At 66.2% G+C, this 14,302-nt stretch carries 10 protein-coding genes; all 10 read right to left on the bottom strand.

Annotated features, from left to right (window positions below):
• On the bottom strand, window positions 1-756 hold the full coding sequence (locus tag IDM45_RS16285; RefSeq protein WP_325168990.1) for a M48 family metallopeptidase: 756 nt from the start codon (window positions 754-756) through the stop codon (window positions 1-3).
• 185 nt (window positions 757-941) lie between these two features.
• Window positions 942-1,697, bottom strand: coding sequence for a lysophospholipid acyltransferase family protein (locus tag IDM45_RS16280; protein WP_209423757.1), 756 nt, complete (start codon window positions 1,695-1,697; stop codon window positions 942-944).
• Window positions 1,698-1,782: 85 nt separating this feature from the next.
• Window positions 1,783-2,370, bottom strand: a complete 588-nt coding sequence (locus tag IDM45_RS16275) for a D-glycero-alpha-D-manno-heptose-1,7-bisphosphate 7-phosphatase (protein ID WP_209423756.1) — start codon at window positions 2,368-2,370, stop codon at window positions 1,783-1,785.
• Window positions 2,367-3,032 (bottom strand): hypothetical protein, encoded by a 666-nt coding sequence (locus IDM45_RS16270; protein WP_209423755.1) that lies wholly within the window; start codon window positions 3,030-3,032, stop codon window positions 2,367-2,369. The genes IDM45_RS16275 and IDM45_RS16270 overlap by 4 nt, the downstream gene beginning before the upstream one ends.
• Window positions 3,029-5,200 carry a glycine--tRNA ligase subunit beta gene (gene glyS / locus IDM45_RS16265; RefSeq protein WP_209423754.1) on the bottom strand — a complete coding sequence of 724 codons (2,172 nt, stop codon included), beginning with the start codon at window positions 5,198-5,200 and terminating at the stop codon, window positions 3,029-3,031. The genes IDM45_RS16270 and glyS overlap by 4 nt, the downstream gene beginning before the upstream one ends.
• 187 nt (window positions 5,201-5,387) lie before the next feature.
• Window positions 5,388-6,344 carry a glycine--tRNA ligase subunit alpha gene (glyQ, locus tag IDM45_RS16260; RefSeq protein WP_209423753.1) on the bottom strand — a complete coding sequence of 319 codons (957 nt, stop codon included), beginning with the start codon at window positions 6,342-6,344 and terminating at the stop codon, window positions 5,388-5,390.
• 57 nt (window positions 6,345-6,401) lie between these two features.
• The gene (locus IDM45_RS16255) at window positions 6,402-7,880 is read right to left on the bottom strand and encodes a class I SAM-dependent DNA methyltransferase (RefSeq protein WP_209423752.1); all 1,479 of its coding nucleotides are present in this window, start codon (window positions 7,878-7,880) and stop codon (window positions 6,402-6,404) included.
• Between the two features lie 605 nt (window positions 7,881-8,485).
• A complete protein-coding gene (locus IDM45_RS16250; RefSeq protein ID WP_209423751.1) occupies window positions 8,486-9,964 on the bottom strand; it encodes an RNA-binding domain-containing protein in 1,479 nt (492 codons plus the stop codon).
• Window positions 9,961-11,487: a restriction endonuclease gene (locus IDM45_RS16245; RefSeq protein WP_209423750.1), complete on the bottom strand. Its 1,527-nt coding sequence runs from the start codon at window positions 11,485-11,487 to the stop codon at window positions 9,961-9,963. The genes IDM45_RS16250 and IDM45_RS16245 overlap by 4 nt, the downstream gene beginning before the upstream one ends.
• Window positions 11,484-14,261 carry a type I restriction endonuclease subunit R gene (locus IDM45_RS16240; RefSeq protein WP_209423749.1) on the bottom strand — a complete coding sequence of 926 codons (2,778 nt, stop codon included), beginning with the start codon at window positions 14,259-14,261 and terminating at the stop codon, window positions 11,484-11,486. The genes IDM45_RS16245 and IDM45_RS16240 overlap by 4 nt, the downstream gene beginning before the upstream one ends.
• Window positions 14,262-14,302 lie beyond the last annotated feature (41 nt).

The raw sequence follows: 14,302 nt of genomic DNA, 5'->3' as shown, positions 1-14,302 counted from the left end.
TCACGTCCACGGCGGTGTGGGTTCGTCGCGCAGGCGTCGGCGCAGCTGCGGCCAATCGGGCAGGGCGGCCTCGACCGTGCTCCAAAAACGCGGGCTGTGATCCATGACGCGCAGGTGCGCCAGCTCATGCACCACCACGTAGTCGATGACCTCGGGGGAGAAATGCATCAGCCGCCAGTTCAGCCGGATGGAGCCATCGGCGCGCGCACTGCCCCAGCGCGAGCGCGCGCCCGACAGCGCCAGCCGCGTCCAACGCACCTGCAGCCGGGGCGCGAAATGATCCAGGCGCTGCGTGAAATGCGCGTGCGCCTGACGCAGCAGCCAGGCCTGCACGGCATCGCGCACCTGGCCGGCCTGGGCGCTGCGCGCCAGCGGCACATGCAGCACGCCAGCCACCAGCAGCGGTGCGCCCCCTGTGGCCAGGTGGTGCTCCGGATCGAAGCGCACGGCCAGCGGCGCGCCCAGGTAGGGCAGCACCGCGCCGTCGCCCCAGGCGATGCGCGTGCTGTGCTGGCGCTGCGCCCAGGCCTGCTGCTCGGCCAGCTTGCGCACAATCCAGCCGGCCTTGGCCTGCAGGGCGCCTTCGATGGCTGCAAGGCTGGCCGCGTGGGGCGCGCGCACCGCCAACCCATCCTCATCGACGCGAAAGCCGATGCTGCGCCGGCGCGCGCGGCGCAGCACATAGGCCACTTGCGCGCCCTCCAGGGCGATCTGGCGGTTGGCCTGCGGGTGGCGCAGCACGTTGGCCGGCGGCATGGCCAGGGGCGATGCGGGTACTGCTGGCGTTTGTCCTGGGGATGCCTGAATTTCTTTTTTGATAGCGTCCATCGCTTGCTGGGAGCCGCTTTCAGGCCGATTTGGCACAGAATCCGCAGGCAGGGGCGCAGCCGCCCACAGGGACAATTGCTGCCCCTGCTGCGTCCCGCCCTGCTGCGTCCCGCTCATGCGCGGTCAGCCTCCCCGGCATAGGCCTGCGGATCGAGGCGGCGCATCTCGGCCTCGATCCAGTCCTCGACCTGGCGCATCAGCTCGTCGTGCTTGCGCCCCGCCGTCGGGATGGGCGCACCGATGGAGACATGCACCACGCCCGGGCGCTTGACGAAGGCCTTGGGCGGCCAGACCGCCGCCGAGGCGACGGCCACCGGCACCACCGGCACGCCGGCGTCGATGGCCAGGCGCGTGCCGCTGCTCTTGTACTCGCCCCGCTGCCCGCGCGGGATGCGCGTGCCCTCGGGGAACATGATGACCCAGGTGCCCTGGGCCAGCAGCTTGCGCCCCTGCTGCAGCACGCGGGCAAAGGCGCGCGCGGGCTTGTCGCGGTCGATGTGGATCATGTCCAGGCTGCCGATCGACCAGCCGAAGAAGGGCACGCGCAGCAACTCCTTCTTGAACACGTAGGCCAGCGGGCGCGGCACGATGGCCGGCATCAAAAAGGTCTCGTAGGCCGACTGGTGCTTGACCAGCAGCACGGCGCCGCCGGGGTCTTGCACGGGCAAATTCTCCAGGCCGTGGATCTGCGGGCGGATGCCCAGCAGCCAGCGCGCGGCATCGACGGTCAGCGCCAGCCAGGCACGCGCCACGCGGTAGGCGGCGCTGGAGCGGCCCGTCGCCCACTTGGCCAGCAGCACGCCCAGGGTGTAGGGGATGACGGTCACGATCATGACCAGCAGATGCAGGATGGAACGAAGCAGAGCCATGAGCGACAGGAATTTGGAGTGTTTTCAGCCGCAAACCGTTATGGGACAAGCGGTAGCAGCTATCAATTTCATAAGGCCATCAGCATCAGGCAGCCGCCTGCACTGCCCGCCCCTCGGGCGGCGGCGCCGGCTGCGTCAGGTGCTGGACGGCGGCGGCCAGGCTGGCATGTACGCGCACCCCGGCAGGCCAGTCGGGCGGTAGCGGCTGGGTGGCAGCTTGGGCGCCAGCGGCAGCGCAGACCAGGTGCAACTGGGCGCCGGCCAGCGCCGCGCCGGCCTGCAGGTGCGCGCGGCAGCAGCCGATGACGGCGATGGCGCTGCCCTCGATGCCGTAGCGCTCGCGGATCTGCAGCAGCAGGCCGGGCGCAGGCTTGCGGCAGGCGCAGTCCTCGCCCTCGGCGTGCGGGCAATAGAACACGGCGTCGATGCGCCCGCCCAAGGCGGCCAGCTCGCGGTACATCCGCGCGTGGATGGCCACCAGGGTCTGGGCGTCGAACAGGCCGCCGCCCAACCCCGGCTGGTTGGTCGCCAGCACCACCTGCCAGCCGGCCTGGTTGAGCTGCGCCACCGCCTCCAGCGCCCCCGGCAGGGGCTGCCAGTCGGCGGGCGAGGCGATGAAGCCCTCGCCCGGGGCGTTGAGCAGGCCGTCGCGATCCAGGATGGCAAGTTTCATGGGCGCGGATTATCGGGGGAGGTGGCAGAAGCGGCAGGCCCGGCATCCGGCCAGCCGGTGACGTAGCGCCCCCACCAGCGCCCGCGCGCCCAGTGCAGCGCCAGCGGCTGGCCGGCCGTCAGGGCGGCGGCGCCGGGATGGCCGACCAGGGCCTGCTGCGGCGCCTCGCCGGGCAGTTGCAGCACCAGCAGCGTGCCGCCGGGGCCGCGCGCCGAGGGCGGCACGGCGCGGCTGCCCAGCACCTGCGCGGCCAGCGCCTGGGGCTGGGCCTGCAGGCCGCGCAGATTCAGGAAGTGCAGCAACTGTCCGGCGCAGGCCGCCAGCGCCACGGCCAGCCACAGCCCGGCCAGCCAGCGCCACAGCACGCGCGCGCCGTGGCGCCGGCGCAGCCACCAGGCGGCCAGGATCAGCAGGGCCAGTGCGCCCAACGTCCAGCCGGCAGCGGGCAGCCAGCCCAGCGGGTCTTGCGTGCCAACGAAGGGCGCCAGCGGCCAGGCGGGCGCGGCATCCGTTCGGTCATCGAGCCACTGCAAGACCCAGCGCAGCCCGACTACGGCGGCCAGCGGCGCAAAGCCCAGCCACACGCCCAGGCCGGTACCGGGCGCAGGCGCTCCCGGGCCGGTGCTGCTGGAGCTGGTGCCGGAGCCGGGGTCGGGGCTCACACTGCCAGACGCGACAGGTCGGCCACCCGGTTCATGGCCTGGTGCAGGCGCTTGAGCAGGCCCTGGCGATTGAGACGCAGCGCCAGCTCGTCGGTGTTGACCATGACGTCGTCGAAGAAGGCATCGACCGGCGCGCGCAGCACGGCCAGGGTCTGCAGGCTGGCGGTGTAGTCGCCGCGCTCGAACTGCGCGTCCGCCTCGGGCACGAAGCGCGTGAGGGCGGCGTACAGGTCTTTTTCCGCCGGCTCGCGCAGCAATTCCTCGTTGACGTGCGGATCGACCGGGCCTTCGGCCTCGGCCTTTTTCAGGATGTTGCCCACGCGCTTGTTGGCCGCAGCCAAGGCCGGCGCCTGCTCCAGCGCGGCAAAGGCGCGCACGGCGTCGAGCTGCTGCGGCACCAGCGCCAGGCGCGCCGGGCGCAGGGCGATGACGGCCTCGACCTCCTGGGCGCTGTAGCCCTGCTCGCGCAGACTGCCGGCCAGGCGCTCGTAGATAAAGTCGGCCAGCGGCGCCACGGCCTGGGCGTCGATGAGTGCGCCAAAGGCCTGGGCGCCGGCGTCCAGCAGCGCCGGCAGGGCCAGGGGCATGTCCTTTTCGATCAACATGCGGATCACGCCCAGGGCGTGGCGGCGCAGCGCAAACGGGTCGCGGTCGCCCGTGGGCAGGTTGCCGATGCCGAACATGCCGACCAACGTCTCCAGCTTGTCGGCCAGCGCCACCACCAGGCCGACGTTGTGGCGCGGCAGCGCATCGCCGGCAAAGCGCGGCCTGTAGTGATCCTCGATGGCAAAGGCCACGTCGTCGGGCAGGCCGTCGTTGACGGCGTAGTAGGCGCCCATCACACCCTGCAGCTCGGGGAATTCGCCCACCATGTCGGTGACCAGGTCGGTCTTGGCCAGCAGCGCGGCGTTGTCCACGCAGGTCATCAAGTAGTCCTGCACCACCTCAGCGTCCTGCGTGCCGTCGATGTCGTGGCGCTCGGCCAGCGCCTCGAACAGCTGCGTGCCGATGGCCCGGGCAATGGCACGCACGCGCTCGGTGCGCTGCCCTTGAGTGCCCAGCTGGTTGTGATAGACCACCTTGTCCAAGAGCGGCACGCGCGAGACCAGGGTTTTCTTGCGATCCTGGTCGAAGAAGAACTTGGCGTCCGCCAGGCGCGGGCGCACCACGCGCTCATTGCCCTCGACCACGGCGCTGGGGTCTTGCGGCGAGATGTTGCTGACGATCAGGAAGCGATGCGTCAGCCGGCCCTCGGCGTCCAGCAGCGGGAAGTATTTCTGGTTGGCCTTCATGGTCAGGATCAGGCACTCCTGCGGCACGGCGAGAAATTCTTCCTCGAACGCGCACACCAGCACATTCGGGCGCTCGACCAGGGCGGTGACCTCGTCGAGCAGCGCCTCGTCCTCGATGGGCTGCACGCCGCCGCCGAGCTGCGCCGCCGCTGCCGCCAACTGGCGCGCGATCTCGGCGCGGCGCTCGGCAAAGCTGGCAATCACCGCGCCTTCATCCTGCAGCTGCTGGGCGTAGGTATCGGCGCTTTGCAGCAGCACCGGCTCGGTGCGGGCCTCGAAGCGGTGGCCGTGCGTTGCGCGCCCGGCTGTCAGGCCCAGCGCCTGCACATCGCCCACCACATCGCTGCCATGCAGCGCCACCAGGCCATGCGCCGGGCGCACGAAGTTCACGCTGCTCCAGCCGTCGGCCAGCTGGTAGCGCATGACCTTGGGGATGGGCAGCCGGGCGATGGCCTCGTCGAGCGCCTTTTGCAGGCCCGCCGCCAGCGCGCTGCCGCGCGCCGTGCTCTGGAGGTACAGCACCTCGGCCTTGCCGTCGGCCAGGCGCTGCAGGCCGGCCACGGCCTCGGGGCCGGCGCCCAGGACGGCGAGTTTCTTGAGCAGCGCCGGCGTGGGCTGGCCGTCCTTGAGGCCGACGGCCACGGGCATGAGCTTGTGCTGCACGGCGCGGTCGGGCGCGGCGGCCAGCACGCCGGTGATGTGCGCGGCCAGGCGGCGCGGCGAGGCATAGGCCGTCACCTGGGCGTCGGACGCGGCCAGACCCTGGGCGGCCAACTGGCTGTGCAGCACGCCGGCAAAGACATCGCCCAGCTTTTGCAACGCCTTCGGCGGGAGTTCTTCGACGAACAGTTCAACGAGCAGGTTGGCAGTGGTCATGATTCAGATTTGATAGCTGCTGGCGCTTGACTGGCAAGGGCTGGAGGCCGATTTTGCTGTTCTTGCTCTTGCCCCGCTGGGGGAAGGTGGGGATGGGGCTGGCTGGCTCTGGCGCACGGCATTGCGTGGCTGGCCGCGCTGGCCCCCGCCCCAGCCCTCCTGCAAGGGGGAGGGAGCAGAAAGGGGGTCAGGCGGCCTTTTTGTGTTGTTGCTGCTGCTCGGCGCGCGCCAACTCGGCCAGCACCTCGTCAGCGTGCGCACGCGGCGCCATCGGAAAACCCAGGCGCGCGCGGCTGTCCAGATAGGCCCGGGCCACGGCACGCGCCAGGTTGCGGATGCGGCCGATGTAGGCGGCACGCTCGGTCACGGAAATCGCCCCGCGCGCGTCCAGCAGGTTGAAGGTGTGCGCGGCCTTGAGCACCTGCTCGTAGGCCGGCAGGGCCAGCTGCTCGGCGATCAGGTGCTGGGCCTGCTTTTCGTGCGCGGCAAAGGCGGTGAACAGGAAGTCCGCGTCCGAGTGCTCGAAGTTGTATTTGGACTGCTCGACCTCGTTTTGGTGATAGACGTCGCCATAGGTCAGCCGGGTGCCGTCGGGCGCCTCAGTCCAGACCAGGTTGTAGACGTTGTCCACGCCCTGCAGGTACATGGCCAGGCGCTCCAGGCCGTAGGTGATCTCGCCCGTGGCCGGCTTGCAGTCGATGCCGCCGACTTGCTGGAAGTAGGTGAACTGCGTGACCTCCATGCCGTTGAGCCACACCTCCCAGCCCAGGCCCCAGGCGCCCAGCGTGGGGTTTTCCCAATCGTCCTCGACGAAGCGGATGTCGTTCTTCTTCAGGTCGAAGCCGAGTTCTTCCAGGCTGCCCAGGTACAGCTCCAGGATGTTGGCCGGCGCGGGCTTGAGCACGACCTGGTACTGGTAGTAGTGCTGCAGCCGATTGGGGTTGTCGCCATAGCGCCCGTCCTTGGGCCGGCGGCTGGGCTGGACGTAGGCGGCGCGCCACGGCTCGGGGCCGATGGCGCGCAGGAAGGTGGCGGTGTGCGAGGTGCCGGCGCCCACTTCCATGTCATAGGGCTGCAGCAGGGCGCAGCCGTGGGTGGCCCAGTAGGACTGCAGTTTCTGGATGATCTGTTGGAAGGTCAGCATGGCGGGAGAGCAGGCAAAAGAAAAGGCGCACGGCGGGGCGTGCGCGACAGGGGCATTTTAGGCCTGCCCCTCCACGCGGCTGCGCGGCAGCTCCAACGCCACATCCCTGAACGCTGCAAGTGCGGCCTCCAGGTGTTCGATGATTTCCTGCTGCAGCACGTCCGGCGGCGGCAGATCGTCCAGGTTGTCCAGGCTCTCGTCCTTGAGCCAGAAAATATCCAGGCTGGCCTTGTCGCGGGCCATCAGCTCGTCATAGCTGAAATAGCGCAACCGCTCGCTTTCCTGCCGCGCGTAGCGGTTGTCCGGCTGGTAGCAGGCGATGAAATCCTGCAAATCGGCTGATCTGAGCGGGCGCGTCTTGAGCGTGAAATGCTGGTTGGTACGCAGGTCGTAGAACCACACGCCCCGGGTATGCACCCGCCCATCCTTGGGCGCGTTGTCGAAAAACACCACGTTGGCCTTCACGCCCTGGGCGTAGAAGATACCCGTGGGCAGGCGCAGGATGGTGTGTACATCGCAGTTTTCCAGCAGCTTGCGGCGGATGCGCTCGCCTGCGCCGCCCTCGAACAGCACGTTGTCGGGCAGCACCACAGCGGCGCGACCGTCCACCTTGAGCATGCTCACGATGTGCTGCAGGAAGTTCAGCTGCTTGTTCGAGGTGGTTTCCCAGAAATCCTGGCGCTCGTAGGTCAGCGCGTCGCGGTCTTCCTCGCCCTCCTCGTTGGTGATGGTCATGCTGCTTTTCTTGCCGAATGGCGGGTTGGCCAGCACGTAGTCCACGCGCTGGCGCGGCTCGGCAATGAGGGCATCCGAGCGCTCGACCGCAGGCTCGCCGTCCAGCTCGCCGATGTTGTGCAGGAACAGGTTCATCAGGCACAGGCGGCGGGTGCCCGGCACGATCTCGTTGCCTTGGAACGTGGCGTTGCGCAAAAAGGCTTTCTGCGCCTTGTTCAGCGTGGTGCCCGGCCGCGTCAGCCAGTGGTAGGCGCCCAGAAAGAAGCCACCCGTGCCGCAGGCCGGATCGGCAATGGTCTTGCCCGGCTCGGGCCGCACACAGGCCACCATGGCATCGATCAGCACGCGCGGGGTGAAGTACTGGCCCGCGCCGCTCTTGGTGTCCTCGGCGTTCTTTTGCAGCAGCCCTTCGTACAGATCGCCCTTGGTGTCGGCGTCCAGGCTGATCCAGTCCTCGGCGTCGATCATCTGCACCAGACGGCTCAGCTTGGCCGGATCCTGGATCTTGTTCTGCGCCTTGAAGAAGATGGCACCCAACATGCCCGGCTCGCCACCCAGGCGGTGCAGCGTGGCCAGGTATTGCCGCTCCAGCGGCTCGCCGGTCATGGCGCGCAGGCTGGCCCAGTCATGGCCGGCGGGGATGCGCGTGTCGCGCTCGTAGGGCGGCTGGGCATATTCGTGCGCCAGCTTGAGGAACAGCAGATAGGTCAGTTGCTCCAGATAGTCGCCGTAGCCCACGCCGTCGTCGCGCAGGGTGTGGCAGAAATTCCAGACTTTCTGGACGAGGGTGGAGGTGTTCATGGACAAGTCAATCGATTTTCATAAAGACATGCATGCCGCATGTCCGATAGCAAGTTGCTGTCACACAAGGATTTTTAACTTCCATCAAGGACAAACCCGGCTCTGGACTCGCAGATATCACGGTCGGGGCGCCCGGTCCCCGGCCATATAGGCTTGCCGGGGGGCGCGGCTTGCGGCGTACGCCGTCAGCAAGGCGCCTGAAGCCACCATGGGGTTCAAGGTGCGGCGCAACAGATCATCAGGGTTGCGATCCAGAAGGCGAGCCAGCACATGCCTGCCCAGATAGCGCCCTGTACACAGGTTCTGAACCGTTGCTTGCAAATCCGCGGGCTGTGTGCGCCTGGACTCCCGAATGGGTGCTGCCATCACAAGCAACTCCTGCTGCAGTTCCGCAGGCACATCTGTCCAGTTGACATAAATCGCTACCTCCAGAGCTCCCGCCCCAAGCTCTGGAGGTATGGCGTCAAGCTCTGGAGGTTTCGACCCGAGCTCTGGAGGTATGGCGCGAAGCTCTGGAGGTATGACGGGCCCACGCATGGGAGCTGCCACATCCGCCTGATCGAAGGCTCCCGCGAGAACCCTGGGCTGCCACGGCAGGAAGTAAATCATTCCCCGCCCCACCCCTCAGGCACCAAATAGCCGTCGCGCACCAGTCCCCCCAGCATTTTGGTGAGGTCGGCCGGGTGCTCGGCGCAGATTTGCTTGAGCCGGTCATGGCAGACCTGCCCTTCTACTTGCGCCGTGATCAAGGCCAAGCGTGCGTTCTCGGGCAAACGCCTGAAACCCTCGCCCAGCCGCCCCTCCAATTCAGCCACGGCCTGTGGGGGCACCAGGCTGCTCATGCGCAGCTCCATGACCGTCTGCTCAAGCTGCGGCAACTCGTAGAGCACCGGACGGCGCCAATGCTGGCCTGCCCAGTTGGCATAAATCTTCGGCAGCCCCGACCCTGCATGGTCGCCATAGCCCACCAGCTGAAACATGGTTTGCAAGCGCCGATTGCGGCAATCGCTGTTGCCGCCATGAATTGCGATTTCCGGCGGAATGCGCATGCGTCCCGGATTGCGGAAACCGTACATGTCGGGCCGATTGACCACCAAGACCGACGCTCGCCCCGTGTAGTCGGCATGCATCAGCGTGTTGGCCAGCGCCTCGCGCAAGGCCTCGTGTACCGGCGTGTCCTCGATGCGCTGGCCATCCTGCAACTGGAACGGTACCTTTAGATCCGCCGTCAGCTTTTGATAGACGCGCCGGAAAAAATCATAGAGGTTGCCAGACCACGATCCATCGGGCACCAGCCGGTCGATCCAGCGCCTTTCCGTGCGCGCCTCGGGGTGCTCCTGATAGTCCACCATGTAGTGCGGCAGCGCATCCCGGATCACCTCGCCGCGCCCGAACATCAGCAGCCCTGCCAAGCGCAGGCCACTCACGCCTTCTTCGCGGTTCTTGCCAAATGCCCCGATGCGCTCCAGAAACTCGGGCACTGCCAGATCAGCCCATACGTGCCCCGGTCGAACCGCTGCGAAGCGGTTGCGGTACGCCGCCACCGTATCCATGTCCAGGTCGGAGAAATCGAAGCCCTTGAGCACCTTGTCGTCGCGCGACTCTTCCACCCGCTCGGCCAGCATTCGGCGCACAGCCTCGTCGTCGGCGCTGTAGTCGCCCTCGTAGCGGCGCAGCCAGGTGCCACCGAATGGATTGCTGCCCACATGCACCGGCTTTTGCTGCCGGGCGGCACGCGGCACGCGAATCTGGAGGATTTGCACGCCCGCCACATGGATTGGCTGCACATCCGCCTCGGTCAGCAGATTGGTGCTGACCTGCTTGCGGTTGTGCAGGTTGTCCCAAAGCGCCTTGCGCACACGCTCCACGTCCGCAATGCCGACGGCCCGAAAAGTGCCGTGCGGCTTCTCTTGCACCCCCAGCAAGATCACCCCGCCCTCGGTATTGGCCATGGCGCTGTAGCTGCGCCAGAAATCGTCGGGCAGTTCACCCCGGCCATCCCGCCCCTGCGCGGCTTTGCATTCCAGATCAGCGCCTTCGGTGATTGCCGGGAGCTCCCACAGGCTGGCTATCGATTCACTCATGCAGCCCCCATCTTCTTGCGCCCGCGCGGCTTGCGAGCCGGCCCCTGCGCCGCCCGCTCGGCGCGGATGCGCTCAAGCAACGCACTTGCTGGCTCGTCCGCCGGGTCTTGCGGCACGAGCTGGCCGGCGAAGGCGGCGCGCAGGATGTTTTGGCGTTGGGCGGTGGATTGTTTGAGTGCTGTCTCCGCTGCGCTCTGCATCGCCGCGACTTGCTCAAGCTGCTGCGCAAGCGCCTGTTGGATGTACTCCTGCTCCATAAGGCTCGGTATAGGGACTACTACCGTGACGATGTCTGACTGAGCAATTTTGTAAATACCCGCTGAAGTTCTGGCGCGACGCTCCAAGTGGCTTCGCACGAAATGAGAATCCCAGACAAGACCGACCCACGCAGGGCTGACCACTGACTCCACTACTCTTAACCGAATGATGGTGTCCGGATAGGCCACTTGCTCTTTAACAGATCGCACAAGTCCTGCGCGGCCCACCAAAGTGAGTGAACCATTGCCGCGCACGATCAACAGGTCGCCCTCACTGACTGCAAATGGCTCGGCTTCCTCTACCGACCAAGCGCCCTGCTTGTGTTCACGCAAATCCACTGAGCCATCTTTGATCGCGGTCAGCCGCAACACCTTTGCACCGCTCTCCGCAGTTGGCACGGATCGTCCATTAGCCAAATCATCTGGAGATAACTGATCCACGCTCGCCCACACCCACCCCTGCGGCAATTCCGGCAAGCCGCTGGTATCCGGCGCCGCCGGCTCGGGGTATTTCTTCTGCCAGCCGCTGGGCGGTGTCTTGCCTTGCTGCTCGAACTTGGCCAGTTGCCGGGCTTCCCAGCGGGTGCGGCGCTCGGCGAGGATGCGTTGCAGGAGTTGATGGCCATTTTCGGGCTCAGCCCTTGTGGATAAAGCGCGGGCAGCTCTCCATTTTGTAGTGAGTTCGCCCGTGACGGCGGCCTTCAGCAGCGACTGGCGGTAGCGTGCCAGCTTCTGCTGCGCGGCCTTGAGCTGGGCCACGCCGGCATCGAGGCTGGACAGCAGTTCTTCGAGTTTGGCGACGATGCGGGACTGTTGGGACGGCGTCTCAAAAGCAAATTCATAGGCTGCAATATCCCGCGGACGAACGGCTGGATATAGAGCACCTTGGACAGCCGCCGTCATGTCTTCAATGAAGTTCTGCGATTGAACCAGCGCGAATAAAAACTCGGGTTGAACCCAGCGTGAACGCAGGACATGGAAGCCGGTAGACGCTATTGCACCATCGAGATATGTCGGCACCAGCGCAACGGCATTCAGATTGGGCCGAGTCATGGATACAAGCACGTCACCCGATTTGAGGACTTGGCGTGCACGACAGGGGGCTTGCGCAAGCGTTATTGACTTTGCATCAACGATTTTTTTTGTTTCACGGTCGATGCTGCCGATGTCCACATAAACGAAATCGCCCACCGGGCCTGCCTGCTCAACTGGTTCGTCCGCGAGTTCTCCCAGCGTTGCAATACAACGTTTATCCAGCGTACTCACGCCACCAACTCCTCATTCATCTCATCCATCAACCTATCCAACTCCTTGCCAAACAAATTCCATACCTTTTGCAGCCCGCCCCGCGCCGCCATTTCGGCGTAATCGAAGTCCTCGCGGGCTATGGCGCAACTGCTGGCGATGTGCTCCTTCATCAGCCGCAGCCACTGCATCTGCTCGGGACTGAAGGCGGTGGCGCGCTGGGCGTTGTGGCGAAAGACCCAGTCCTGAAACCGCCTGTCCACCTGGTCGGCAAAGGGGCGCAGTTCGTCGTCCAGTCCCAGCGCAAAACGCACCAGCGACACCAGATCGGTGAGCTGGCGCTTGCGCTCGGCACCCTTGACTTGGCTGGCCTGCACGCGGGCATAGGCGCTCCACAGCCGTTCGGTGGTGAGCATGAGCGGCGGCTGCGCCAGATGCTCGTGCAGCTCCTCCAGCATCGCGAAAGTCAGCGCGCGGCGCTGGTACGGCTGGGCGTAGAAAAAACCCAAAGCGGCGATCTCGTCCCGATGCTGGCGCAGGTAAGCCGCAAAGCCCTGCACCGCTGCCTCGGCCTGCACCTGCGCCTGCTCGGAAAACCCGGCAAACGTGACCTGGTCGAGGTTGATGTGGTCGATGAGCTGTTCACGCTCGCGGCGGGCGTTCTCGATCTCGTCACGCAGCGCGGGCGCGTCGAAGGGCGCGCAGGCGGCGGCGACGCGGCTGGCGCGGGCGGCCTCCAGTTCTTCGGGCAACAGGGTGTCTTCGCTGCGCGTGATGCCCTGGGCCTGGGTGGTGGTCAACGCGGTCTGCACGATGGCATCCGGGTCGAGCGCGGCAATCAACGCCTTGCCCAGTTCGCCCACGGGCACGCCACCGCTGGCGCGGGCGATGCGCGCCTGGGCCTTGTCGTCAAGCTGCTTGGCCAAGCGCACCAGACGGTTGGCCAGCGACAGCACGGTGTCGTCGTCACGGTGGCCCAGGGCCACGCCTCGCAGCAAGTCCTTGAGCGCCACGCCGGGTTTTCTCTCCAGCGGGCGGCTTTCGGTCTTGAGGCTTTTTTCCACGCCCACGGCGTCGATCAGCACGAAGCGGGCCTTAGCGCCATCGGCACTATTGCTCACTTTTTTAAGGCCGTCGGCATCGAGGCTGCGCACGCCCCGGCCTTTCATCTGCTCGTAGTAGCCGCGCGAGCGCACGTCGCGCATGAACAGCAGCACCTCCAGCGGTTTCACGTCGGTGCCGGTGGCGATCATGTCCACGGTGACAGCGATGCGCGGGTGGTAGTCGTTGCGAAAGCTGGCCAGCACGCCGTCGGCGTCCTTTTCGCTGTAGGTGACCTTGCGGCAAAAGGCGTTGCCCTGGCCATAGACCTCGCGCACCATCTGCACGATGTCGTCGGCGTGGCTGTCGGTCTTGGCGAAGATGAGGGTCTTGGGCGTTTCCTTGCGTGCGGGAAAGAGCTGCGCCTCCACGGCGGTTTTCATGGCCTGGATGACCTGGCGGATCTGGCTGGGGTTGACCACCGAACGGTCAAGCTCCTTGCCGCTGTAGGCTGTGTCTTCCTCGGTTTCGCCCCAGCGCTTCTTGCGCGTGGCGCGGTCGCGGTGATCGACCCACTCCTTTGCCTTCAGCTCGGCACCCTTTTGCGTGATTTCTGTGACGATCTCGAACACGTCATAGCCCACGTTCACGCCATCGGCCACCGATTGCTCGTAGGTGTATTCGGCGACGATGTTCTCATTGAAGAAACCGAAGGTGCGCTTGTCCGGCGTGGCCGTGAGGCCGATGAGGAAGGCATCAAAGTAGTCCAGCACCTGCTTCCACAGGTTGTAGATGCTGCGGTGGCACTCGTCGATGACGATGAAGTCGAAGGTCTCCACCGGCACGGCGGCGTTGTAGCGCACCAGCTTGTGCTGGCTGGCGCTTTGCTGAACTTCGTTGAGCGATGTGTCTTCCGCCGATTCGTCGATCGGCTCGCCCGCCAGGATGGAGTACATGCGCTGGATGGTGCTGATGCACACCTGCGCGTGCGGGTCGATGCTGCTGGAGGCCAGGCGCTGCACGTTGTACAGCTCGGTGAACTTGCGCGCGTCGTCCGGCGGCTGATACTGCATGAATTCCTGGTGTGCCTGTTTGCCCAGGTTGCGCGTATCGACCAGGAACAGGATGCGTTTGGCCCCGCCAAATTTGAGCAGGCGATAGACCGCAGTGATGGCGGTGAAGGTCTTGCCCGCGCCGGTGGCCATATGCACCAGGGCGCGGGGCTTGTTCAGCGCCAGCGAATCTTCCAACCCGGTGACGGCGCCGATCTGGCAGTCGCGCAGGTTCTGCATGGGCAACGCCGGCATCTGCCCGGCCAGGCGATGGCGCAATGTGGCGGGCTGCGCGAGCCACGCGGCCAGCGTTTGCGGCTGGAAGAAATGGAAGATTTCACGCGAGCGCGGGGCGGGGTCGGCGTTGTCGGTGAAGCGGATGATCTGGCCGGTGGCCTCGAACAGGAAACGCAGCGGCGCACCATCCTTGCGCCATTTCAGCCGGGCGTGGGCATAGCGCTCGGTCTGGGTCTCGGCCACGGTGAGGTTTTCGCCGGCGGCGTCCTTTTTCGCCTCGATCACGCCGCAGGCAACGCGATCGACGAACAGCACGTAATCGGCGGGGCCGGTGTCGGTGGCGTATTCACGCACGGCCACGCCGGCTGCGGCACCCAGGTTGAGCTGCAACATGTCCTGAACGGCCCAGCCAGCCTGCGCCAGCTTCTGGTCGATGAGCTGGCGCGCCTTGGCTTCCGGTGTCATGCGTGCATCCCTCGAATGGCTTTTTGTGCGCCTGCCCCGGC

Source organism: Melaminivora jejuensis (assembly GCF_017811175.1).
Lineage (GTDB): Bacteria > Pseudomonadota > Gammaproteobacteria > Burkholderiales > Burkholderiaceae_C > Melaminivora > Melaminivora jejuensis.
This window is presented reverse-complemented; position numbering and strand designations above follow the sequence as displayed.